Raw genomic sequence first — 22,165 nt, 5'->3', positions numbered from 1 at the left:
GCTTGTCGGTTCTAAGCGGCATAGCGGCCGTTGGCCAATTCGGGCTCGGGATCGGCGCCCAGTCCCGGCGTATCCGGAACGTGTATCCATCCATGCTCTATCGGCACGGTATGCTGGTAAGGCGTATGCGCAAGATGCACGTAAAGCCGTTCCAGCGAGACGTCCTGCCGCTGCGCGGCGATCAGATGCAGGCTGGCAAGATAGCCCGGGCCGAAAAAAGCGACTTGCGGCGCGCAGACCACGGATGTTCCATGACACCGCCGCGCAATGTCCTGTGCTGCGGTGAGTCCAAGCTTGATGACGCTGGGCTGCACATAGCGCACCGATTCCTTGTCAACCAGGTCCATCAAGGCATGCGCGCTGCTGGCGTTCTCGCCCACGGCCAAGGGGACGCCGCAGGATTGCTGCAATCGTGCCAGCGCTCCAGCGTCCTCCGGCGGCCACAAGGGCTCTTCGATCCAGAACGGATCATGTTCGCGCATGGCCGCAATGGCTTCCGGGGCTTCATCGGGCAGCCATGCGCAATTCGTGTCGACCATGATGGGAATCCCTGCGCCGGCCGCGCCCCGTGCCGCCGAAAGCGCCGCGCTGCTGCGCTCATGCAGCTTGATTTCGGTATAGCCCTCCTGCAAGGCCTGAGTCGTCACGGAGTCCAGAAGACGGGCATCTTCGTAGTATTGCAACAGCGATGCATAGGCGCGGACACGTTCGCGGCGCTTGCCGCCCAGCAGCTCGTAAAGCGGAACCCCCGAGCGCTTGGCGCGCAGGTCCCACAAAGCGATGTCCAGGCCGGCCAGGGCATGCACCACCGGGCCCGAGCGGCCCAGATTGTGCAGTGTCCGCTGCATCGATGGCAGCAGCGCCGGATCGGAAGCGGACTTGTCCCTGGCCAGCGGCTCTATCAAGGTCTTGAATATGGCTTCAAGCGCGCGAGGCTCCACGCAATACGATTCGCCCCACGCCACCGTCCCGTCCCGCGTTTCCAGGCGAACCAGGGCGCTGTCCAGAGTCGTGCGCGGCCGTCCCGCGAACAGCGGCGGGTCGGTCCAATGGTGAAAGGGCAGGCGCATCGGGATGCAGGCCACCGAGCGGATGATGTCATGGTTCATCCACGCATTGTCGAGGCGGGAATGTATGTGGTCAAATAGATAGATTGAATGATTTCATAAGAAAAATCACATGCTAAGCAGACGTGAGCTGAGCTTGCTGCGCGCGATGTATCAATGCGGGACCGTGACCGCCGCCGCGGCATCCATACACATGACGCAACCGGCCGCAAGCGCATTGCTGCGCACGATGGAAACCCGCCTGGGCTTTGCATTGTTCAGCCGCCAGAACCGCCGCCTGCAACTGACCAGCCAGGGTCGCGCCCTGATTCCCGACGCCTTGAACGCCTTGGCGGGAATGGAGGCCGTGGACAAGCTGGCGGGCGATATCCGGCAGGGTTCAGTGAGCCGGCTGGTGATAGGCGCGGTGGCCATTGCGGCGTCCAGCATATTACCGCCAGCGCTGGCCGTGGTGCGCCGCGAGCATCCGGGCATTGCCGTAACGGTTCGGGCTGGCACAGCGCTTGAGATCATCGAGATGGCGGTCGATCAGCGCATAGATCTGGGCATCATCGTGGGGACCCTGGTCGAGAAAGACAGGGTGGCCAGCCATGCGCTGGCTCCCATGAGCTTGTACGCCGTGATGCATTCCACGCATCCGTGGGCTGACAGGAAAAAACTGAATCTGAAAGACCTTGCCCATGCAGGCCCCATCGTATTGGCGACCACATTACCGGCAGGGCGCGTCACGCGGCAGGCCATGGAAGCGGCTCGGCTTCCTTATCAGCCCATCATGGAAGTGGGCCAGTCTTCGGCCGCTTGCGCGCTGGCGGCACAGGGGCTGGGCATCGCCATCGTGGAGACGCTGGGCGCCCGCTACGCGCAGCGCCAGGGACTGGTTGCCCGTCATCTGTTGGCGGTGCCTGAAATCGGCCTTGGATTGGTGTGGTCGCATGAGCGGACATTGAGCCAGCCCGCTGAAACGCTGCGATCCAGTTTGGTTGCTGAAGCGGCTAGCGTTGTTTGATCAATGCCTGCGGACGCCAAGGCGGCGGCTAAGTTAATATAACTATAGACCATAAGCTTATTCCAACCGAGGTATATCTTGTCAGACGCCGCAACGCCGCACGAACATATAGAGCTTCCCGCATTGTCTGAACGAGAGCAGCGCGGCAATATCGCGCGTCTTACGGTAGCCCAGGCATTGGCAGGGGCGAACTCGGTGGTCGTCTACGCCACGGGCGCCATCATCGGCCACACGCTTGCGCCGGACAAAACGCTGGCGACCTTGCCGATTTCCATTTTCGTGGTGGGCATGGCCGCCTGCATACTTCCCGCCGGCGCGATCGCGCGGCGGTATGGCCGCCGCATGGCTTTTCTGGCGGGGGCCGGCTGCGGCGTCCTGGTCGGCTTGCTGGCGGCGCTTGCGGTCATGATCGGATCGTTCTGGCTGTTCTGCCTGGCGACCTTCTTCGGCGGGGCCTACGCGGCCGTCGTGCTCTCCTTCCGTTTTGCCGCGGCCGATGGCGTCAGTCCGGCCAAGCGGGCTCGCGCGTTGTCGTTCGTGATGGGCGGGGGCGTGGTGGCGGGTGTCGTGGGGCCGCAGTTGGTCAACTACACCATGTACCTGTGGCCGGCGCATATGTTCGCGGCCACCTTTATCGCGCAAGCTGTCGTCGCCGCGCTATCCGCCATCGTGCTGCTGGGGGTGAAGCTGCCCAAGCCCACCGCGGCCGAGATCGCGGGGGGAAGGCCGTTGGGACTCATCGTCCGCCAGCCTCTGTTCATCACGGCGATGATCTGCGGCGCGGTCTCGTACATGCTCATGAATTTCCTGATGACGGCGGCGCCGCTCGCGATGCAGCTGTGCGGCCATTCGCAGGAAAGCTCCAATCTTGGGCTGCAATGGCACGTGATCGCGATGTATGCGCCAAGCTTCTTCACGGGCCGGCTCATCACTCGCTTTGGCGCCGGACGGGTCGTGTCGGCCGGGCTATTGCTTACGGGCCTGGCCACCGCTGTGGGCTTGACCGGCATCGATGTCGCGCATTTCTGGCTGACCCTGATCCTGCTTGGCATCGGCTGGAATTTCGGCTTCATTGGCGCCTCGGCGCTGGTGCTGGAATGCCATCGCCCCGAAGAAAAAACGCGGGTTCAGTCATTCAACGACTTCATCGTTTTTGGCACGATGGCTGTGGGCTCCTTTGCATCGGGCGGATTGCTGGCCGCCTATGACTGGAACATGGTGCTTTGGGTTTCGTTCGCCCCGCTCGTCCTGGCAGTGCTGGCGCTGAGCATGGCTGCAGTGAACATGCGGCGGGTTCCCGCGATGCAGGATCATGGCAAGTAAGGCGGCGTCAGGAAGCAGGCGGCCGGCGCCATTGACGGCCATGTTGGCTTGCCTGTTCTTGTGTTCAGGACCGGCCTTTGCCGCGCAAGGCATGGAGCCCGAGACTGTCAATGGCCGGGCCGGTCCCGAAGCGTCAGTCTTCGCGGCGGGCGACATCCAGGCCAAGGCCTGGGCCTATTCCTGCGCGACCTGCCATGGCGTCGACCGCTCCGCGGTGCAAGGGATCCCGACGCTGGCCGGCATGCCGGCGGACGACATTGTCAAGGCCATGCTGGCGTATGCCAGCGGCGAGCGGCCCGGAGCCCTGAAGGGCCAGATTGCCCGAGGCTACGACGAAGCGGTGCTGCGGCGTATCGGCCAATGGTACGAAAGCCTGCCCCGCGGCAAGGCGGGCCAGCCATGAGGCGCCGTTCCTTCATCAAGTCTCTGGCGGGACTGGCGGCGGTGTCCTATCCGATGCTGGCAAGGGCCGGAAGCGCCGGCCAGCCGCATGTGGTCGTGGTCGGAGGCGGCTTTGGCGGCGCGACAGCGGCAAAGTACCTGCACTTGTTCGGTGCCGGGCGCATACGCGTAACACTGGTCGAACCGAAAGCCGAGTTCGTTTCCGCTCCCATGTCCAATCTGGTGCTTGAAGGCAGGCTGTCCATGGCGGACATTTCACGCAGCTATGGCGGGCTGGCGAACTACGGCGTAAACCATGTGCGGGACGAGGCCGTCGGCATCGAGGCCGGGCAGCGCAAGCTGCTGCTCAAACGCGGCCAGCCCTTATCCTGGGACAGGCTGATACTGGCGCCCGGAATAGACTTCATGTGGGATCACATTCCGGGCCTGAAGACGGAAAGCGCGCGCAACCTTATGCCGCATGCCTGGAAAGCGGGCCCGCAGACGCTCTTGCTAAGGCAGCAGCTCGAGGCCATGCCCGATGGCGGCCGCTACATCCTTGCCATTCCCGAGGCTCCCTATCGTTGCCCGCCGGCTCCTTACGAGCGGGCATGCCTGGTGGCCGCTTATTTCCAGCGGCACAAGCCTCGCGCCAAAGTGCATATTTTCGATGCCAACGCGGGCATCACCTCCGAAGCCGAGCAGTTTCGCCAGGCGTGGGACGATCGCTACCCCGGCATGATCGAGTACAACCCCGCTTTCAAGGCGGTGGATGTGGATGCCGCCAGCCGCAGCGTCATCTTTGAATTGGGCGAGCAGGAGCAGGGCGACGTGGTCAACGTGCTGCCTCCCATGCGGGCCGGCAATATCGCCAAAGACGCCGGATTGACCACAGCCAACGACCGCTGGTGCGAGGTCGATTTCCTGACGTTTTCTTCCATTGTCGACGAACGCATCCATGTGCTGGGCGATGCTGTCCAGATCGCACCGGTCATGCCCAAGTCGGGCCATATGGCCAACCAGCACGGCAAGACATGCGCGGCGGCGGTGGCTGCCTTGCTGCTGGGCCAGGACGTGAACCCGGTCCCCATCTATTCCAGCACCTGCTACAGCTTCGTGGGGTCGGAAGATGCCATGCATGTGGCCAGCGTCCACCGCTATAGCCCGGAAGAACGCACCATGCTGCCCGTCACGGGCGCCGGCGGCGTCTCGGAAAGCGCGACGGCGCGAGAGGGCCGGATGGCCATGGACTGGGCGCACGCCATATGGGCGGACATGCTGATCTAAGGGAAATGTCCCTGCGGATTTGATGTTTGTCAAGAATAAAGGAGGGGGGAATTTCCCTGGTTTATAACTATTAGCTATTGGCTTATATTCAATTCCCTAGGATCAACCCGGGAGAATGAGTGTGAGTGGTAGCAGGGAGCAGCGATCAGTGCCCATTGGTCGCCTGAAAAAAGCGCCCGAGAATTTCGTGCCGCCCGCATTGGCGAACGAAATCAGCGCCGGCGGCATGAGCGAGAATCGACGCGGCTTTCTGAAGAACAGCTTTATGGCGGCCGCGGCGGCATTGGCGGCGGGACCGTCGCTGGCGCAGGCGGCCAAGCAGGCGGCCGGCGATCCCATGATTCTTGAGCCGCGTCCATGGAGCACCAAGCTGGGCCATCCCGTGGCATCCAAGCCATACGGCCAGCCTTCGCCCTTCGAAGCCAATCTGCAGCGCCGGCAGTCGCCGGGGCTGACACAGACGCCTCAGGCCTCGGTGGCATTCGCGCCGCTGCAAGGCTTTTTCGGCATCATTACCCCTTCGGGCCTGCACTTCGAGCGCCACCACCAAGGCTGGGTCGATGTGAACCCCGAAGAACATCGGCTCATGGTCAACGGCATGGTCAAAGAGGCCAAGGTCTACACCATGGACGACTTGATGCGCCTGCCGGCTGTGTCGAAAATCCACTTTATCGAGTGCGGCGCCAATACCGGCATGGAATGGGGAAACGCCGCCGTGCCGACGGTGCAGTACACCCACGGCATGCTGTCCTGTTGCGAGTTCACCGGCGTGCCGCTCAAGGTGCTGCTGGACGACTGCGGCGCGGATATCAAGAATGCGCGCTTTGTCCTGGCCGAGGGCAACGACGGATCCAGCATGACGCGGACCATCTCCATGGATGCCGCGCTGGACGATGTACTGGTGGCCTGGGGCATGAATGGCGAAATGCTGCGCCCGGAGAATGGCTATCCGCTACGGCTGGTGGTGCCCGGCGTGCAGGGCGTGTCCTGGGTGAAATGGCTGCGCCGCATCGAAGTCGGCGACAAACCCTGGAACTCCAAGGACGAGACTTCTCATTACGTTGACATGATGCCCGACGGCATCCATCGCCAATACACATCGATCCAGGAATGCAAATCGGTGATCACTTCGCCTTCGGGCGGCCAGGCCTTGATGGGCAAGGGCTTCTATAACGTCAGCGGGCTGGCGTGGTCCGGACGCGGCAAGATCAAGCAAGTCGATGTGTCCTTCGATGGCGGTAAAAGCTGGAAGGCCGCCCGGCTGGAAACGCCGGTGCTGGACAAGTGCCTTACCCGGTTCAATATCGATTGGGTGTGGGACGGCTCGCCCGTCATCCTGCAAAGCCGTGCCATCGACAGCACAGGCTTCGTTCAACCGCGTTACCGCCAACTGCGGGAAGTGCGCGGCACGCGTTCCACTTATCACAACAATGCAATCCAGTCCTGGCAAATCGCCCAAAGCGGGGAGGTCTTCAATGTTCAGATGGACTAAGCGCGCCTTGCTGGCATGCGCGCTGGGCGCCGCGTTCTGCACCACCGCGTTTGCCGAGAGCGCCAGGACAAAGTACGACATTGGCCGGCCCGCGAGCGAGGCCGAACTGAAGGCCTGGGATATCGACGTGCGGCCGGACTTCAAGGGAATACCCAAAGGCAGCGGCACGGTCGACCAGGGGGCGGATATCTGGGATGCCACCTGTGCGTCCTGCCACGGCTCCTTCGGCGAAAGCAATTCGGTATTCACGCCGCTGGTGGGCGGCACGACGGCGGAGGATATCAAGAACGGCCGTGTGGCGGGATTGACGGCGGGCGGGCAACCATCGCGCACGACTCTCATGAAGGTGTCCACGGTCTCCACGCTGTGGGACTACATTCACCGCGCTATGCCCTGGGACAACCCCAAGTCGCTGCAACCCGACGAAGTCTATGCCGTGCTGGCCTACCTGCTCAACCTGGCGGAAATCGTTCCGTCCGACTTTACCTTGTCGGACGAGAACATCGCACAGGTCCAGGACAAAATGCCCAATCGCAAAGGCATGAAATTCTGGGACGGCTTATGGAAGGTCGACGGCAAGCCGGACACAAGCAATGTCGCCTGCATGAATGACTGCGTCACCACCGGCAAGCCATCGTCGACGCTTCCGCCTCATGCGCGGGATGCGCATGGCGACCTGGCTGCCCAAATGCGGATCGTGGGCCCTGTGCGCGGCGTCAATACGCAGGCGCCGGCCTTGTCCGGTCCGGTGGATGGCAACCTGGAAAAAATACGCGAGCACGCCCGCGCCACCTTGGCGGCGGCGCCTGCCGCCAATGCTCCGGATGGCGGCAAGGAAGGCGGCAAGGAAGATGCGGCCGATGTGTCGCAGCAAGCCATGGCCCTTTTGAACGGCAGCGGCTGCATGGCCTGCCACGCCAAAGACAAAAAAGTGCTTGGCCCTTCGTTTGTGGACATCGCCGCCAAATACAAGGGACAGGACGGCGCCGTCGACAAGCTGATCGCCAAGGTGCAAAAGGGGGGCGCCGGCGCATGGGGAGCGATTCCGATGCCGCCCCATCCGGCCTTATCCGACAAAGATGCCAAGACCATGGTCGAGTCGATACTCGCCGCCGCGGGTCAGTAAACATAAGCGTTCAACAAACATACCCGATTCAACAGAGGAGCAGGAAATGAACAAGCAGCGTAGAAATGTGCTCAAGCTGGGCACGGTGCTCAGCCTTGCGGTCACCGCTGGGATTTTGCGTCCGGAGCAGGCGTGGGCCGTGCAGCAGGAATGGAACAAGGCGGCCTTTACCGCCACCAAAGTGGATGAGGTGATCAAGGCCTTCGGCGGCGACCAGGCCGCCCAGAGCGACAAGATCACATTGGTCGCGCCCGATATCGCCGAGAACGGCGCCGTGGTGCCGGTGGGCGTGAACAGCGACCTGCCCAACACCACGCAGATCTCGATCCTGGTGCCCAAGAACCCGAACGCGCTGGCCGCTCATTTCGATATGGCCGACGGCACGCTGCCCGAAGTGGCGACGCGCATCAAGATGGGCGGAACGTCCGACGTCTATGCCCTGGTCAAGGCCGACGGCAAGTTCTACACCGTGCACAAGGAAATCAAGGTAACGCTGGGCGGCTGCGGCGGCTGATACCCCCCGCCTTGCGGTCCACCATACTGAATCAACGATATACGAGGAAAAATCATGGCAAGCAGACCAATGCGCATCCGCGCTGTACAGAAAGACGGCGTCACCGAAGTCAAGGCGTTGATGAGTCACATCATGGAAACCGGCCAGCGCAAGGACAGCTCCGGCAATGTCGTTCCGGCCCACTTCATCGACCTGGTCGAAGCCAAATGCAACGACAAGACCGTGCTGTCGGCCCAGTGGGGCCCGGCGGTATCGCGCGATCCCTTCCTTTCCTTCAAGTTCAAGGGCGGCAACAAGGGCGACAAGGTGGCGATCACCTGGAAGGACAACAAGGGTGAAAGCCGTACCGACACGACAGAGATTCGCTAGGTTCGCTGCTGCGTAAAAGAAGAGAGCGACAAGGCTGTACGCATCCAACAGAGAGGTGGGAGACATGAAGAAAAAACTGAGCAGCGCCGCGGCGCTAGTGCTTGCCGCCGGCGCCGTGCTGGCGGTCCAGCCAGCTACCGCGCAGGAAAGCACATCGGCCGGCATCGAGCAATATCGCGAGATGCTGGGTGAGGGCGGCAATCCGGCCGAACTGATCGAGATGACGGGCGAAGAACTGTGGGCCGAAAAACGCGGACCCAAGAGCGCATCGCTCGAGCAGTGCGATCTGGGGCAAGGTCCCGGCGTGGTCAAGAATGCCTACGCGCAGCTGCCGCGCTATTTCGAGGATGCCGGGCGCGTCATGGACCTGGAATCCCGCCTTGTGTACTGCATGGTCAACCTGCAAGGCATGGACCAGAAAGAAATCACCAAGAAACCGTTCTCGGGCAGGGGTGATTATTCGACCGACATGGAAGCGCTGGTGGGATACGTTGTCGGCCAGTCGCGCGGCACACCGCTGGCGGTGCCGCAGAGCCATCCCCAGGAGAAGGCCGCGTTCGAGCGCGGCAAGCAGATTTTCTTCTTTCGCGGCGGCCCCTATGACTTTGCCTGCGCCTCCTGCCATAGCGTGGACAAGCAGCGCATCCGCTTGCAAGAACTGCCCAACCTGACCAAGACCGATTCGGCCCGCGCCGCTTATACCTCGTGGCCGGCCTATCGGGTCTCGCAAGGCGCATTGCGCTCCATGCAATGGCGGCTCAATGACTGTTTCCGGCAGCAGCGCATGCCCTACCTGAAGTATGGCTCGCAGGCCTCCGTCGATCTAACGGTATTCCTGGCGGTCAATGCAAACGGTGGCGAGATGGCTGCGCCTGGTCTCAAACGGTAAGCGGAGAAGCTCATGAAAAAATCGACAATCGCGCCGCTCGCCGTCCTGGCCGGGCTGCTATTGACCGCTGCCGCCGCGCAGGCGGACCAACCGGTAACCGGCACCAGCCCGCAAGACGTGCAGGCTGTGCTCCAGGCTTCGTTCGAGCCCAAGGGCATTGCCAAGATGGACAGGCTGGAGCAGTCGGCCATGCAGAAAGCCTGCTCGCAGGCGGATATGACGGGCAAGCCCCTGACCAAGGAAGAAGCCTCCGCAATCACCAAAGAGGCGCTGGCCTCGGTCAAGTATCCGGCCGACGGCAAGTACCTGGGCGACTGGAAAGCGGGCGAGAAAGTGGCGCAGAGCGGACGCGGCATGCAATTGAGCGACAAGGCCGGCGCCGCCAACGGCGGCAACTGCTATGCCTGCCACCAGATGACCAAGGCCGAGATCTCCTTCGGCAACATCGGGCCTTCACTGCTGCATTACGGCAAGCAGCGCGGGACCACCGAAGCGATCATGAAGTACACCTGGAACAAGGTCTACAACTCCCACGCCTATGCGGCATGTTCCATCATGCCGCGCTTTGGCGCCGCCGGGATTCTGACTGAAGCCCAGTTGAAGGACGTCATGGCGCTGTTGTTCGACCCGGAATCGCCGGTGAACAAGGACGGCGTCGCGCAATAGCCAGGCATAAGGAAACGGATCATGTGGAGCTCAAGATTCGCCACGGTGCTGGCGGGGTTCGGACTGGCAGCCAGCATCGCCGTTGCGGCGCCGGCGCACTCCGACGTCGCGGTCGGCGATCTTGTGGCGCTTCCCGAAATCCGCCTGCTGGATGGCAGGGTATTGCCGCAGGGATACTTCAATGGCAAACCCGTCATCGTCGAATATTGGGCATCGTGGTGCCCCTATTGCAGCCGCCAGAATCCTTATCTGCAGAAACTGTGGGAACAGGCGCGCGATAAGGGCCTGGAAGTGCTCGCGGTCAGCATAGACCGGAACGACGCGGACGCCGCCGCCTATCTGCGCAAGCATGGCTACACCTTCCCCGTCGCCATGGAAACCCCGGCCTTGCGTCAGGTGCTGGGCAAAAGAAAGGTCATTCCCTACATTCTTGTCATCAAGGCCGATGGCAAGGTCGCCGAAAGAATACCGGGCGAGATGTTCGAGGAAGACGTGCTGGATCTTATCAAGTACGCCCCGGCGCCCGGCAGCGCCAAGTAATCACGGCCTCTCGGTCCGGCGGCTGCATGCGCAACCGGATGGACCAGGGGCCAATTTTTTATCTTCAATCAGCAGGAAGCCGTTTATATGATCAGTCGCCGCGAGTTCCTACAAGTGCTGGGCATTGCCGCGGCCGGAGGGATGACGTTTTCGCATTCCGCCCGCGCCGCCGAACAGGCTGCCGCCGCCTTCTATGACTTGCCGCGCTTCGGCAATGTGCATTTTCTGCACTTCACGGATTGCCATGCGCAGCTGCAGCCCATTTACTTTCGCGAACCCAGCGTCAACATCGGCTTGGGCTCGGCACTGAACCGGCCGCCCCATCTTGTGGGCGAACACTTTCTGTCGCACTACGGCCTGAAGCCGGACACGGCGCAGGCCTATGCCTTTACCTGCCTGGACTTCGAGAACGCCGCGCGCCAGTACGGAAAAGTCGGCGGGTTCGCGCACATGGCGACCTTGGTCAAACGGTTGAAGGCCGGCCGGCCGGGCGCGCTGCTGCTCGATGGCGGAGACACCTGGCAAGGATCGGCCACGGCCTTGTGGACCAAGGGCCAGGACATGGTGGACGCCTGCCTGGCGCTGGGCGTGGATATCATGACCGCGCACTGGGAATTCACGCTGGGATCCGAGCGCGTCGAAGAAATCATCGCCAACGATCTCAAGGACAAGGTCGAATTCATTGCGCAGAATGTCCAGACGTCCGATTTTGGCGATCCCGTCTTCCCGCCTTACTCCATGCGCGAAATGAATGGCGTGCAAGTGGCCATCATAGGCCAGGCATTTCCCTACACCCCCATCGCCAATCCGGGATATCTGGTGCCGGACTGGACATTCGGCATACAGGAAAGCCAGCTTCAGGGCGTAATAGACGAAGTGCGCGGCAAGGGCGCCAAGGCCGTGGTGCTGCTCTCGCATAACGGCATGGATGTGGACCTGAAACTGGCATCACGGGTGCGCGGCCTGGACGCCATCCTGGGCGGACATACGCACGACGGCATGCCCGCGCCCGTGATCGTGGAAAACAGCGGCGGCAAGACCCTGGTGACCAACGCGGGAAGCAATGGAAAATTCCTGGGTGTGCTGGACTTCGATGTCAGGGACGGCAAGGTGGCCGATTTCCGCTACAAGCTGATGCCGGTGTTCGCCAACTTCCTGGATGCCGACCCCGACATGGCCGCGCTTATCGAGAAGATCCGCTCGCCCTTCGCCGAGAAGCTGGCGGAAACGCTGGCGACCACCGACGACATGCTGTATCGCCGGGGCAATTTCAACGGTACATTCGATCAGTTGATCCTTGATGCGCTCATCACCCAGAAGGAAGCCCAGATCGCGTTTTCGCCCGGCTTCCGCTGGGGCACCAGCCTGCTGCCCGGTTCGGACATCACGATGGAGCACCTGATGGACCAGACGGCAATCACCTATCCCTATACAACGCTCAGCGATCTTCCGGGCAGCCAGCTGAAGGTGATTCTTGAAGATGTGGCCGACAATCTCTTCAATCCCGATCCTTATTACCAGCAGGGGGGAGACATGGTGCGCGTGGGCGGCATGCAATACACCATCGATCCGCTCAAAGAGGCCGGGCACCGCATCAGCGACATGATGCTCGACGGCAAGCCGATCGAGGCGGACAAGACCTACAAGGTCGCGGGATGGGCGCCGGTTGCCGAAGGTGCGAAAGGCGAACCGGTGTGGGATGTCGTGTCCCGCCACCTGCGCGACAAGAAAACCATCAGCAAGATACAGTTGAACGAACCCCGAATCAAAGGGGTGGATGGAAACCAGGGCCTTGTGTAAGGCCTTGTTGGATACCGTTCATTTTTCAGGAGATACGCCATGAATAGATTTGCCACGCTTACGTTTGCCCTGGGGCTTTCCCTGTCCGGCGCCGTGCTTCCAGTATTGGCCCAGGGGCCGGCCGCGGCCGGCGGCGAACCGGCCAAGGTCATCTATCACATCAACGATTCCGCGGGGCAGGCCTTGGCCGCGTTGCGCAATATGCGCAATCAACTGGACACCGATCCCAAAACCAAGATCGTTGCGGTCGCGCACGCGGATGGCATCGAGTTTCTTGAAACCGACTACCAGGACGCCGCCACGGTCGGTCCGCTGATCTCGGGATTGGCGGCGCGCGGCGTGCGGTTCGAAGTTTGCCAGATCACCATGAAGCGCAAGAACCAGACCAACGACGATTTTGTGATGGAGGCGGAATTCGTGCCGTCCGGCGTGGTGCGCATTACAGAGCTGCAGAACAAAGAAGGCTATGCCTATATCAAGCCTTAGGCGGATAAAGCGCCCAAGCCTGTCTTGGGCGCTTTGCGCCGTGCCGAGGCCCCGGCATCGAGACATCGCCAGCCCCTATACCGCCACCAGAAGGAAGCATCACATGGCGCATATCCTGCAAAGAGGCTTTGCCGCCCTGATCGCCTGCCTGGCGCTGGGGTCCGCCGCTGCCACGGCGGCCGAACCGGTGATCGAGCTTAAGCCGATACAGGTCAGTCCCCATGTGTATTACTTCGGCGGCGAGTCCGGCATGGCAAGCGCGGCGAACAAAGGCTTTATGTCCAATGCCGGCTTTGTCGTCACCGGCGACGGTGTCGTCGCGTTCGACACCCTGGGCACACCGGCGCTGGGCCAAGCCATGCTGGCCGCGATTGCCAAGATCACCGATCAGCCGGTCAAGCGGGTGATCGTCAGCCACTACCATGCCGATCACATCTACGGCCTGCAGGCCTTCCAGAAGGCGGGGGCGGAGATCTGGGCGCACACCAAGGGCCGGGGCTACCTGAATTCCGATATTGCGCAAGAGCGCCTGGAACAGCGCCGCGCCGACCTGGCCCCCTGGGTGGACGACAACACCAGGGTGCTGCCGGCGGACCGCTGGCTGGAGTTCACCGACGGCAAGATCATTCCGTTCACCCTGGGCGGCATGCGCTTCCAGCTTATCGATGTCAGCGGCGCGCATTCCGATGACGACATCATGATGTATGTGGACCAGGATCAAGTCCTGTTCGCCGGCGACCTGTATTTCACAGGCCGCATCCCGTTTGTGGGTGATGCCGACAGCAAGGCCTGGCTTGCCGCCTTGGACAGCATGCTGGACGTGAAGCCCAAGATCGTCATTCCGGGCCATGGCGCATCGTCAACCAATACCCAGGAAGACATGGCGCTGACGCGCAGGTACCTGGAATACCTGCGCCAGGAAATGGGCGCCGCCGTCGAGGATATGGTGGGGTTCGAAGAAGCCTATGCCGCCACGGACTGGAGCCGGTTCGAATCCTATCCCGCGTTTGGCGACGCCAACCGCATCAACGCCTATGGACAATACCTGGTCATGGAGCGGGAAAGCCTGGAAGGCAAGCCGTAGCGCGCATCGCCACGGCCTTCAGCGACGATGCGGCCGCAAGGCGGAGCTACCTACTGAAAGTCCAGGTCCGCCTGAATGGCTTCGATGCCGGCGCGGGCGCAGGCTTCATCGGCGTCGCCTCCGGGCGCGCCCGATATGCCTATGGCGCCCACCATTGAGCCGGCGGTTTCGATCGGCAAGCCGCCGCCCAATGCCAGAATCTGATCCAGATGGCGGATGCCGGACGTTGCCTTCCCCGCTTGGGTGGCTTCCGCCAAGTCGGCCGACGACATGCGGAAACTGGCCGAGGTATAGGCCTTGCGTGTGGCGGTGTCCGGCGTATGCGGGCCCGCATAGCGGTCACGCAGCACGACGATAGGCACCCCCGATCGATCGGTAACGCTGACAGCCACCTGGTATCCGCCTTCACGGCAAGAGGCAAGGGCCGCTTGCGCCGCGGCCAGGGCGGTCTCGGTGGTCAGGTTGGAACTGGTGTAGGTGGCTTCCGCCGCCTGGACGCTGCCCCAGGCCAAACAAGCCATGCCCAATGCGGCCATGTAGCGGTGTTGTCTCTTCATTACGCTCCTCTCCTGATGTCGCCCGCGTTGAGCTAATTCTAAATTACTTTTTGGTATTAGCTAATATTACTATAGGCATGTAAGGAAGTGGCGCGATATCGGCAGGCAGCGAATGAGTCCGCCCCGATGCGCCAGGCCTGCGGCCATCGTCAAGACGATTCAGTGTCGTGGCTCATCCAGCTATGCAGGCCGGCGACCCAGGTTTCCGCCGGAAGGCCCAGCGTCGCGTGTATTTCCTTGGCGCGTACATAAAGATCGTCAAAATCCACCGAGGGCGACCGCTTGAATGCAATCGCCACCATGTTGCCGTCGTGCACTTCAGGCAGCCAGGCCACCGCTTCGAAGGACTTCTCTATCATCTGAAGATGGTTCAGGTGATCCGGCCAGTCGCAATACAGGTTCACGGTCATCATGCCGTTGGCGGTCAAGCAGTTGGCGCAGGCGGCATAAAAAGCATCATTGCTCAGCAGGGGGCCTTTCGCTTGCGCGTCGTACAGATCGACCTGCAGCACGTCGATGGAACGGCGGCGGGAAAAGTCCGTCACGTAATCCAGGGCGTCCATGTTCAATACGCTCAAGCGGTCATCGTCGGGCGGCAGCGCAAAGTGACTGCGGCACACATCGATGACGCCGGCGTCAAGCTCCACGGCGGCGACCGCGGCCGGAGCCAGGCGGTGGTAGCAAAACTTGGTCAGAGCCGCCGCGCCCAGGCCAAGCTGCACAATGTGCGCGGCATCGCCGCGAAACAGCAGCCACATCATCATTTGCTGGACGTATTCCAGTTCAATGTCGTTGGGCCGGTCGGTGCGCATGGCGCCCTGCACGGCGGATGAACCGAAGTGCAGCGTGCGCACGCCGTCGCTTTCCAGGATGTTCAGCATGGTTTTATCAGTGAAGAGGGTATGGCATTATCGCAGCGCCCAGAAGTCGACGTATCACGATGCGTGCATACCTTCCATGTTCCATGCAGTCAGATCATTTCAAGAAAGTACGGGCGCCAGCGCGCACGCGAACGTACGATGTGCTCCTCCATGGCGGCGCGAGCGCCGGCGGAGTCGGCTGCCGCCATCGCACTGATAATCTTTGCGTGTTCCTCGACAGCGCCTTCTGTGGCCGCGGCATGGTAGCGCAGGCGAAACAAATGCGAGTGCGCATAGGAACGCGCCAAGGCCTCGGCCACCAGCAGGTTGCCGCTTTGCGTTGCTATCAGTGCGTGGAATTTGGCGTCATGCAGTGCAAACTTTCCATAAGCACGCTCGGCATCATTGGGTTCGGGCTCGGTCATGGCAAGCGCCAATTCAGCCAGCTCGGCGCGCGCCGCATTGTTCAGCTTCCGACAAGCCTGCTCGGCCGCATAAGGTTCAAGCAACAGGCGCAAATCATAGATTTGCTCGAATTTTTCCTGCGAAGGCAGCGGGGCGGCGCTATAGCCAACGTTATGGGTCTTGACGACCAAGCCCTCGTTCTCAAGCCGTATAAGCGCCGCACGGATCGGCGTCTGCGAAACGCCAAGTTCGCGCACCAGCGCGTCTACCGAAATCCGCGCATTCGGCGGAATCCGCAAGGCAACGAGTTGCGCCAACAGCGTTTCATAGACCTCATCACCCAGGGAAGTTCGACGGGCAATACTTAATCGTTTATCGGGCTCCGCGGCTCGGGCAAAGCGGTCTGCCTTTATCTCGCTGGACATAACTCCACTCCTTTAATTGCTTGACGCGGGCATACTCGCACTGTAGAGTTGCCGATATGATTTCCGATCTGATCGTACATTGGAAGACGACATAGCTCAAGTTTAGTCAGGTTTTTGTAGGTATTTCCTGCTAAACAGCATGGACCGATTCCTGGTTTTGCTTTATCCGCTGTACCCCCCTGAAGTGTTTGCACCGCAACGGTTGTTTGTAAAGATACACCGGTCTTGAGCCGCCCCATATGGGTTCATGCCATGTTGTTCTGACAGAAAACAATGACCAGCCCCTCGAAAGGCGGTGCTGGCACAGGAAAGGAGGAGAAGCTTTGGATTTCTTGGCCATGAATTTCCAGGTGCTGTTTGCCGGCCTCGCGCTTGGATCAATCTATTCCCTTGTAGCCCTCGGATTCGTGCTGATCATTCGCGCGACCAATGTGGTCAATTTCGCGCAAGGCGATTTTGCGATGCTGGGTGGTTTCGCCATGGTGGCCTTCATGAGCGCCGGCCTGCCTTACTGGTTGAGCATCATCATGGCGCTACTGATCATGGGGGTGATCGGCATGATCTTCAACCTGGGGGTCTACTATCCCCTGCGCCACCGCTCATTCCTGCCGGTCATCATCAGCACGCTGGGCGCTTCGATCTTCATGCAGAACACGGTGCTCTATTTCTTCGGGCCGCAACCCAAGCCCATGCAGCGCGTGTTCGAGACGCAAGGCATCGAAGTGGGCGGTGTGTTCATGGATACACAATACCTGGTGATACTGGCCGTCACCGCAATTGCGGTGGCCTTCCAGTACTTCCTGTTCGAACATACGCTGTTGGGTAAAAAACTGCAGGCCACTTCGCAAGACAAAGACATGGCCCGCCTGGTCGGCATCCCGGTCGCGGGGATGATCGCCTTTACTTTCATCTACAGCGCCACCCTGGGCGGCATCGCCGGCATACTGGTTTCACCCGTCTTGTTCGTTTCCATCGGAATGGGGGCAATCATCGCGCTCAAGGCTTTCGCGGCCACGATCATCGGCGGCTTCGGCGACATAACGGGCGCCATCGTCGGTGGACTGCTTCTGGGAGTCGTGGAAAGCTTCGGCGCAGCCTACATTTCGGTTCCCTATAAAGACGCCTTTGCCTTTCTGCTGCTGTTCATCTTCCTGCTTGTCAGGCCTCAAGGGATCTTCGGCGAAAAAATATCGGAGAAAGCATGAAAGACACGCAATCTACCGATGTCGCTACCATGGCCGCCCCGCAATCCGCCAAGACACGGGCCCCATTTAGCACAGGCACCAAAATCGCGTTCTTCACTGTACTGGGCTTGCTGGTGGCCATAGCGCCGCTGTTCCTGAACCTGAGCCCCTACATATTGAATATTTTCATGCAGGCCGCGACCTATTCCGTCGCCGTGCTGGGCATGACGATCGTGCTGGGCTATGCCGGGCAGATCAATCTGGCCCAGGCTACCTTCTTCGGGCTTGGCGCCTATGCCGTGGCCATTGGAACGGTAGTGCTAGGCTTGAACTTCTGGATTGCCCTGCTAATGGGTATCGGGATGGCCGTTGTAGCGGGTTTCGTGCTGGGGCTGACCACGCTGCGCCTGGGCGGCCATTACCTGGCCATGATCACCATCAGTTTTCAAATAATCTTCGATCTGGTCCTGGTGAACTGGTCGCAGGTCACGCAAGGCCCGGACGGCGTGGCCGGCATCGAGCGACCGTCGCTGTTCGGCTTCGAACTGATCGACGACCGCTACTATCTTTTGTTGTGCATGGCCATACTGTATGCGGCGATCTTCATGGTCTGGTGGCTGCCGCAAACCCGCACCGGGCGCGGCATGCGCGCCGTACGCGAGAACGAGCTGGCAGCCGAAGTCAGCGGCATCAACACCCTGCGCGTCAAGGTCGTCGCCTTTACCATGAGCGCGGGCCTGGCCGGCGTAGGCGGGGCTTTCTACGCAGCCGGTTTTGCCTACATCAGCCCGGACAACTTCAACTTCACACGCTCCATCGAGTTCCTGACGATGGTGTTGCTGGGCGGCGCGCAATCGGCGTTTGGCGGCGTGCTGGGCACCAGTCTTCTTATCCTGCTGCCCGAATGGCTGCGCTTCCTGAAAGAGGTTTACCTGGCGGTATACGGCCTGGCGGTCATACTGATCATGGTATTCCTTCCGGCCGGCATCTGGGGGCTGTTGCGAGCACCGTTCGACCGGCGCCGCAAGCGCCTGGCCATCGACACGGATGCCATCGCGGCGCTGGACCTGACCGTACCGATAGACGACCAGTCGCCCATCCTGCAGATCAACGATGTACGCAAGTACTTCGGCGGAGTCAAGGCCGTGGACGGCGTGTCGCTGCAAGTGGCGCGCGGCACCGTGCATGCCTTGATCGGGCCCAACGGATCGGGCAAGACCACGACGCTGAATGTGCTCAATGGCATTTATAGCGCCACGAGCGGCAGCGTTACCTTTGACGGCACCGACATCACCGGCATGTCTCCTCATGAGCGTGCCGGACTGGGCATAGGGCGCACATTCCAGAATATTCGCCTGTTCCCCACGATGTCGGTGGTCGAAAACGTGATGATAGGCGCGCAGCGGGCCAACAATCCCATCAAACCGGGCCGCGAGGCGTTACGGCAGCGAGCCTTGTCGGCACTCAAGTTCGTCGAAATGGCCGACAAGGCCGAACTGATTGTGCAGAACCTGCCCTACGGCCATCAGCGCCTGGTCGAGATTGCGCGCGCCCTGGCCGGCCATCCCCGCTTCCTGCTGCTGGACGAGCCCGCGGCCGGCCTGAACCAGACAGAGAAAAAAGAACTCGGCGATCTCCTTAAACGCCTGAGCGGCCATGGCCTGACGATTTTCCTGATCGAACACGATATTGGCCTGATCGAGCAGATATCGGACAAGATCACAGTACTGAACTTTGGCAAGAAAATTGCGGAAGGCACGCCTCAGGAAGTCCTGCGTCACCCCGATGTCATCACCGCCTATCTGGGAGAGCCCGCGCATGCCGCTACTTGAACTTAAAAACGTCCATAGCGCCTACGGAAATGTGCAGGCGCTGAAGGGCATATCGCTTCATGTCGAAGCAGGCGAAATCGTCACCCTGCTGGGCGCCAATGGCGCCGGCAAGAGCACGACCTTGCGCAGCATCTCCGGCCTGACGTCCGTCAGCGATGGCGACATCCTGTTCGAAGGCAAATCGCTCAAAAGCACAAAGGCGGAACACATTGTGCGCCAGGGCATCGCGCACGTGCCCGAGGGCAGGCGCATCTTCGCGGGCCTGACCGTCAAAGAGAACATCATGATAGGCACTTCCGGCAGGGGCCGCTTGTCCCGACGCCAAATGGACGCCGAAGTCGAGGAAATGTACGAAATATTTCCCGACCTGAAGCGCCTGACCGGTGCGCTGGGCTGGAGCCTGTCCGGCGGACAGCAGCAGATGCTGGCTGTTGCCCGGGGCCTGATGTCCAGGCCCAAGCTGCTTCTTCTGGACGAGCCCTCGCTAGGCCTGGCCCCCATCATCGTACAGCAGCTTTTTGCCACCATCCGCAATATACGCAGCCACGGCACGACGGTATTGCTGGTGGAACAAAACGCCAATATGGCGCTATCGGTGGCGGATCGAGGCTACGTGCTGGCTACGGGCAACCTTATCGTGGAAGGCACACCCGCACAGTTGCAAGACAACGAGGAAGTGCAGGCCGCCTACCTGGGCGGCGGCAAATAACCCTATACCGCGGGCGGCGTACCGCAACCATCCAGGCATGGCCCAACTGATATCCGAAGGACGAAAAATTCATGGAAAAGATTGCAATCATTGGGGCCGGACTTATTGGATGTGCATGGGCATCGGTATTTTCACGGGCGGGCCACCCCGTCGCGCTGTACGACGCGCAGGCCTCGGCGCTGGAGGCAGCGCTGCCCGCCATACAGACGAGCCTGGCATCGCAGCGCGACGCCGGCCTTATCAGCGAAGACCCAAAGCAAATCATGCAGCGTGTCAGCGTCAATGCTGACTTGAAAGAAGCATTGCGCGGCGCGTCGCTGGTACAAGAAAATATCCGCGAAACGGTCGATGCAAAGCAGGCAATCTTCGCCCTGCTGGACGAAGCGGCCGATCCGGACACGATACTGGCCAGCTCGACCTCCGGCATACCCGCTTCCAGCTTTACCGAAAACCTGAAAGGCCGTTCCCGCTGCCTGGTGGCGCATCCGATCAACCCGCCCTCGTTGGTGCCGTTGGTGGAGCTGGTGCCCGCGCCATGGACAGACGCCGCGGTCATGGAGCGCGCCCGAGCTCTGTACGAAAATGCAGGCCAGGTGCCCATCATGGTGCATCGGGAAATCCAGGGCTTTATCGTCAATCGGCTGCAGGGGGCGCTGTTGGCCGAGGCATTCCGCCTGGTCGAAGACGGCTATATCGACAGCCCCGATGTCGACAAGGCCGTCAAGGATGGCCTGGGGCTGCGCTGGGCATTCATGGGCCCGTTCGAGACTATCGACTTGAACGCACCAGGCGGGATTCGCGACTACTGCAACCGCTACGGGCCGCTATACCTGGACATTGCCCGTCAGGCCCAGCCGCGTGAATGGAACGAAACGCTGCTCGCCAGGCTGGAAGGCGAACGACAACAGGAATTGCCGGCCGCGCAACGACCGGCACGTCAGCAGTGGCGTGACGAGCGATTGACCGACTTGATTGCTCATAAGCGCCGCACATCATAAAAATGACTCTAGGAGATACAAATGAAAAAAAGATTGGCTTCAATCTGCACCATTGCGACCCTGGCCATGATGTCGTCCTACGCCCAGGCCGCGGATCCGATCAAGATAGGGATGGTGACCGAAAGCACCGGCGCCAATGCCGAGGCGGGCGTCTACCAGAACAACGGCGCCAAGATGGCCGTCGAAGAGATCAACAAGGCAGGCGGCGTGCTGGGACGGCAGCTTGAACTGCATATCGAAGACAACGGCAGTACGAACCCGGGCTCGATACTGGCTTTGTCCAAGCTAACCAGCCGCGGCGACATCACGGCCATGATAGGCACGGTGCGCAGCACCCAGGTGCAGGCGATGTCGCCCACCGTCAAGAAAACCGGCCTACCCATGATGGTCGGCGGCACCGACGTGGGCCTGACCCACAGCGGCAACCCCTGGATCTTCCGGGCCCGGCCCAACGATGGGTATTCGGCCAAAGTGATCGCGTCTTTCGGCGTCGATACACTGAAGCTGAAAAAATGGGCAATCGTGCATTCCACGGATGCGTTTGGCAATGGCGGCGCCAAGGCCCTGACGGCCGCGCTGAAAGAGCACGGCCTGGAGCCGGTCACCGTGCAAGGCTTCACCAGCAACTCGCAGGACTTCACCCCCATCGTGCTGGCCATCAAAAAATCCGGCGCGGACGTCGTGTCGACTTATATCGCCAATTCCACCGACGTGGGCATCTTTGCCAAGCAACTGCGTCAACTGGGCCTGAACATTGCATGGGTGGGATCCCCGTCGATTTCAACCGACACGGCGATGAAACTGGCGCAGAACGCCTTGTACGGCACCTATTCGATCGCCGACTATGCGGTGGGCTCCAGCCCGGAAACACAGGCCTATGCAGACCGCTACAAAGCGGCATACAACATGGAACCCGACCTGTATTCAGCCTGGGCGTACGATTCCGTACAGATACTGGCCCTGGGCATGAAAAACGCCAACAGCACCGATCCGACAGCCGTACAGAAAGCCATTCGGGCCATCAAGGGCTACAAGGGCGTGGAAGGCACCTACACCTATGACGAGAACGGCGACGGACTGCACGGCTATAACATCGTCAAGAATGAAGAGGGCAAAATCAAGTTTGTGAAACACATAGACTTTGCGCCGGGGAAATAGCGCGCAT

General features: G+C 61.0%; 23 protein-coding genes. 19 read left to right on the top strand and 4 right to left on the bottom strand.

Going from position 1 to position 22,165, the window contains the following annotated elements:
* Nucleotides 1–11: 11 nt before the first annotated feature.
* The gene (locus tag V0R37_RS10590) at nucleotides 12–1,109 is read right to left on the bottom strand and encodes a mandelate racemase/muconate lactonizing enzyme family protein (protein ID WP_420374467.1); all 1,098 of its coding nucleotides are present in this window, start codon (nucleotides 1,107–1,109) and stop codon (nucleotides 12–14) included.
* Between the two features lie 70 nt (nucleotides 1,110–1,179).
* Here V0R37_RS10590 and V0R37_RS10585 point away from each other — a divergent pair, with 70 nt between their 5' ends.
* From V0R37_RS10585 to V0R37_RS10520, 14 genes are all read left to right on the top strand, one after another.
* Nucleotides 1,180–2,073 carry a LysR family transcriptional regulator gene (locus tag V0R37_RS10585; RefSeq protein ID WP_420374466.1) on the top strand — a complete coding sequence of 298 codons (894 nt, stop codon included), beginning with the start codon at nucleotides 1,180–1,182 and terminating at the stop codon, nucleotides 2,071–2,073.
* 78 nt (nucleotides 2,074–2,151) lie between these two features.
* The gene (locus tag V0R37_RS10580) at nucleotides 2,152–3,396 is read left to right on the top strand and encodes an MFS transporter (protein ID WP_420374465.1); all 1,245 of its coding nucleotides are present in this window, start codon (nucleotides 2,152–2,154) and stop codon (nucleotides 3,394–3,396) included.
* Nucleotides 3,386–3,799: a c-type cytochrome gene (locus tag V0R37_RS10575; RefSeq protein ID WP_420374464.1), complete on the top strand. Its 414-nt coding sequence runs from the start codon at nucleotides 3,386–3,388 to the stop codon at nucleotides 3,797–3,799. Before V0R37_RS10580 ends, V0R37_RS10575 begins: the two co-directional genes overlap by 11 nt.
* Nucleotides 3,796–5,064 carry an FCSD flavin-binding domain-containing protein gene (locus tag V0R37_RS10570; RefSeq protein ID WP_420374463.1) on the top strand — a complete coding sequence of 423 codons (1,269 nt, stop codon included), beginning with the start codon at nucleotides 3,796–3,798 and terminating at the stop codon, nucleotides 5,062–5,064. Before V0R37_RS10575 ends, V0R37_RS10570 begins: the two co-directional genes overlap by 4 nt.
* A gap of 115 nt (nucleotides 5,065–5,179) precedes the next feature.
* A complete protein-coding gene (gene soxC / locus V0R37_RS10565) occupies nucleotides 5,180–6,556 on the top strand; it encodes a sulfite dehydrogenase (protein WP_420374462.1) in 1,377 nt (458 codons plus the stop codon).
* On the top strand, nucleotides 6,540–7,682 hold the full coding sequence (locus V0R37_RS10560; protein WP_420374461.1) for a c-type cytochrome: 1,143 nt from the start codon (nucleotides 6,540–6,542) through the stop codon (nucleotides 7,680–7,682). The genes soxC and V0R37_RS10560 overlap by 17 nt, the downstream gene beginning before the upstream one ends.
* Nucleotides 7,683–7,728: 46 nt before the next feature.
* Nucleotides 7,729–8,196, top strand: a complete 468-nt coding sequence (gene soxY / locus V0R37_RS10555; protein WP_420374460.1) for a thiosulfate oxidation carrier protein SoxY — start codon at nucleotides 7,729–7,731, stop codon at nucleotides 8,194–8,196.
* A gap of 54 nt (nucleotides 8,197–8,250) precedes the next feature.
* Nucleotides 8,251–8,565, top strand: a complete 315-nt coding sequence (gene soxZ / locus V0R37_RS10550; protein WP_420374459.1) for a thiosulfate oxidation carrier complex protein SoxZ — start codon at nucleotides 8,251–8,253, stop codon at nucleotides 8,563–8,565.
* A gap of 64 nt (nucleotides 8,566–8,629) precedes the next feature.
* Entirely contained in the window at nucleotides 8,630–9,454 is an 825-nt protein-coding gene (gene soxA, locus V0R37_RS10545; RefSeq protein WP_420374458.1) for a sulfur oxidation c-type cytochrome SoxA, read from the top strand.
* Nucleotides 9,455–9,466: 12 nt separating this feature from the next.
* Nucleotides 9,467–10,120, top strand: coding sequence for a sulfur oxidation c-type cytochrome SoxX (gene soxX / locus V0R37_RS10540; RefSeq protein ID WP_420374457.1), 654 nt, complete (start codon nucleotides 9,467–9,469; stop codon nucleotides 10,118–10,120).
* 21 nt (nucleotides 10,121–10,141) lie between these two features.
* On the top strand, nucleotides 10,142–10,660 hold the full coding sequence (locus V0R37_RS10535; protein WP_420374456.1) for a TlpA family protein disulfide reductase: 519 nt from the start codon (nucleotides 10,142–10,144) through the stop codon (nucleotides 10,658–10,660).
* 90 nt (nucleotides 10,661–10,750) lie between these two features.
* A complete protein-coding gene (gene soxB, locus V0R37_RS10530) occupies nucleotides 10,751–12,460 on the top strand; it encodes a thiosulfohydrolase SoxB (protein ID WP_420374715.1) in 1,710 nt (569 codons plus the stop codon).
* Between the two features lie 39 nt (nucleotides 12,461–12,499).
* Complete coding sequence (locus V0R37_RS10525; RefSeq protein ID WP_420374455.1) at nucleotides 12,500–12,946, top strand: DsrE family protein; 447 nt, start codon at nucleotides 12,500–12,502, stop codon at nucleotides 12,944–12,946.
* A 103-nt stretch (nucleotides 12,947–13,049) separates the two neighbouring features.
* On the top strand, nucleotides 13,050–14,030 hold the full coding sequence (locus V0R37_RS10520; RefSeq protein WP_420374454.1) for an MBL fold metallo-hydrolase: 981 nt from the start codon (nucleotides 13,050–13,052) through the stop codon (nucleotides 14,028–14,030).
* Between the two features lie 50 nt (nucleotides 14,031–14,080).
* On the opposite strand, the gene V0R37_RS10515 is transcribed toward V0R37_RS10520, so the two are convergent.
* The 3 genes from V0R37_RS10515 to V0R37_RS10505 all read right to left on the bottom strand — a co-directional run bounded on the left by V0R37_RS10515 (nucleotide 14,081) and on the right by V0R37_RS10505 (nucleotide 16,277).
* Entirely contained in the window at nucleotides 14,081–14,587 is a 507-nt protein-coding gene (locus V0R37_RS10515; RefSeq protein ID WP_420374453.1) for a GlcG/HbpS family heme-binding protein, read from the bottom strand.
* Between the two features lie 149 nt (nucleotides 14,588–14,736).
* A complete protein-coding gene (locus V0R37_RS10510; protein WP_420374452.1) occupies nucleotides 14,737–15,468 on the bottom strand; it encodes a spermine/spermidine synthase domain-containing protein in 732 nt (243 codons plus the stop codon).
* Nucleotides 15,469–15,557: 89 nt separating this feature from the next.
* A complete protein-coding gene (locus V0R37_RS10505; RefSeq protein WP_420374451.1) occupies nucleotides 15,558–16,277 on the bottom strand; it encodes a GntR family transcriptional regulator in 720 nt (239 codons plus the stop codon).
* 323 nt (nucleotides 16,278–16,600) lie between these two features.
* On the opposite strand from V0R37_RS10505, the gene V0R37_RS10500 reads away from it, so the two are divergent.
* From V0R37_RS10500 to V0R37_RS10480, 5 genes are all read left to right on the top strand, one after another.
* Entirely contained in the window at nucleotides 16,601–17,482 is an 882-nt protein-coding gene (locus V0R37_RS10500) for a branched-chain amino acid ABC transporter permease (protein WP_420374450.1), read from the top strand.
* Nucleotides 17,479–19,293: a branched-chain amino acid ABC transporter ATP-binding protein/permease gene (locus V0R37_RS10495; RefSeq protein WP_420374449.1), complete on the top strand. Its 1,815-nt coding sequence runs from the start codon at nucleotides 17,479–17,481 to the stop codon at nucleotides 19,291–19,293. Before V0R37_RS10500 ends, V0R37_RS10495 begins: the two co-directional genes overlap by 4 nt.
* Complete coding sequence (locus V0R37_RS10490; protein ID WP_420374448.1) at nucleotides 19,280–20,002, top strand: ABC transporter ATP-binding protein; 723 nt, start codon at nucleotides 19,280–19,282, stop codon at nucleotides 20,000–20,002. The genes V0R37_RS10495 and V0R37_RS10490 overlap by 14 nt, the downstream gene beginning before the upstream one ends.
* Nucleotides 20,003–20,073: 71 nt before the next feature.
* Complete coding sequence (locus tag V0R37_RS10485) at nucleotides 20,074–21,000, top strand: 3-hydroxyacyl-CoA dehydrogenase (protein WP_420374447.1); 927 nt, start codon at nucleotides 20,074–20,076, stop codon at nucleotides 20,998–21,000.
* A gap of 21 nt (nucleotides 21,001–21,021) precedes the next feature.
* Nucleotides 21,022–22,158 (top strand): ABC transporter substrate-binding protein, encoded by a 1,137-nt coding sequence (locus V0R37_RS10480; protein WP_420374446.1) that lies wholly within the window; start codon nucleotides 21,022–21,024, stop codon nucleotides 22,156–22,158.
* Nucleotides 22,159–22,165: the final 7 nt, after the last annotated feature.

It is taken from the genome of Pollutimonas rozaliensis (genome assembly GCF_048751585.1).
Lineage (GTDB): Bacteria > Pseudomonadota > Gammaproteobacteria > Burkholderiales > Burkholderiaceae_B.
Note: the sequence above shows the minus strand (reverse complement) of the source record. Positions and strands in the feature narration are given on the sequence as shown.

Excerpts from the sequence above, each read along its gene's own strand:
- V0R37_RS10575 (WP_420374464.1), top strand. The coding sequence starts at position 3,386 with ATGGCAAGTAAGGCGGCGTCAGGAAGCAGGCGGCCGGCGCCATTGACG.
- V0R37_RS10560 (WP_420374461.1), top strand. The coding sequence starts at position 6,540 with ATGTTCAGATGGACTAAGCGCGCCTTGCTGGCATGCGCGCTGGGCGCC.
- V0R37_RS10490 (WP_420374448.1), top strand. The coding sequence starts at position 19,280 with ATGCCGCTACTTGAACTTAAAAACGTCCATAGCGCCTACGGAAATGTG.
- V0R37_RS10535 (WP_420374456.1), top strand. The coding sequence starts at position 10,142 with ATGTGGAGCTCAAGATTCGCCACGGTGCTGGCGGGGTTCGGACTGGCA.
- V0R37_RS10590 (WP_420374467.1), bottom strand. The coding sequence starts at position 1,109 with ATGAACCATGACATCATCCGCTCGGTGGCCTGCATCCCGATGCGCCTG.
- soxC (WP_420374462.1), top strand. The coding sequence starts at position 5,180 with ATGAGTGTGAGTGGTAGCAGGGAGCAGCGATCAGTGCCCATTGGTCGC.
- V0R37_RS10570 (WP_420374463.1), top strand. The coding sequence starts at position 3,796 with ATGAGGCGCCGTTCCTTCATCAAGTCTCTGGCGGGACTGGCGGCGGTG.
- V0R37_RS10520 (WP_420374454.1), top strand. The coding sequence starts at position 13,050 with ATGGCGCATATCCTGCAAAGAGGCTTTGCCGCCCTGATCGCCTGCCTG.
- V0R37_RS10525 (WP_420374455.1), top strand. The coding sequence starts at position 12,500 with ATGAATAGATTTGCCACGCTTACGTTTGCCCTGGGGCTTTCCCTGTCC.
- V0R37_RS10485 (WP_420374447.1), top strand. The coding sequence starts at position 20,074 with ATGGAAAAGATTGCAATCATTGGGGCCGGACTTATTGGATGTGCATGG.
- soxX (WP_420374457.1), top strand. The coding sequence starts at position 9,467 with ATGAAAAAATCGACAATCGCGCCGCTCGCCGTCCTGGCCGGGCTGCTA.
- V0R37_RS10515 (WP_420374453.1), bottom strand. The coding sequence starts at position 14,587 with ATGAAGAGACAACACCGCTACATGGCCGCATTGGGCATGGCTTGTTTG.
- soxZ (WP_420374459.1), top strand. The coding sequence starts at position 8,251 with ATGGCAAGCAGACCAATGCGCATCCGCGCTGTACAGAAAGACGGCGTC.
- V0R37_RS10510 (WP_420374452.1), bottom strand. The coding sequence starts at position 15,468 with ATGCTGAACATCCTGGAAAGCGACGGCGTGCGCACGCTGCACTTCGGT.
- soxY (WP_420374460.1), top strand. The coding sequence starts at position 7,729 with ATGAACAAGCAGCGTAGAAATGTGCTCAAGCTGGGCACGGTGCTCAGC.
- V0R37_RS10495 (WP_420374449.1), top strand. The coding sequence starts at position 17,479 with ATGAAAGACACGCAATCTACCGATGTCGCTACCATGGCCGCCCCGCAA.
- V0R37_RS10585 (WP_420374466.1), top strand. The coding sequence starts at position 1,180 with ATGCTAAGCAGACGTGAGCTGAGCTTGCTGCGCGCGATGTATCAATGC.
- V0R37_RS10480 (WP_420374446.1), top strand. The coding sequence starts at position 21,022 with ATGAAAAAAAGATTGGCTTCAATCTGCACCATTGCGACCCTGGCCATG.
- soxA (WP_420374458.1), top strand. The coding sequence starts at position 8,630 with ATGAAGAAAAAACTGAGCAGCGCCGCGGCGCTAGTGCTTGCCGCCGGC.
- V0R37_RS10505 (WP_420374451.1), bottom strand. The coding sequence starts at position 16,277 with ATGTCCAGCGAGATAAAGGCAGACCGCTTTGCCCGAGCCGCGGAGCCC.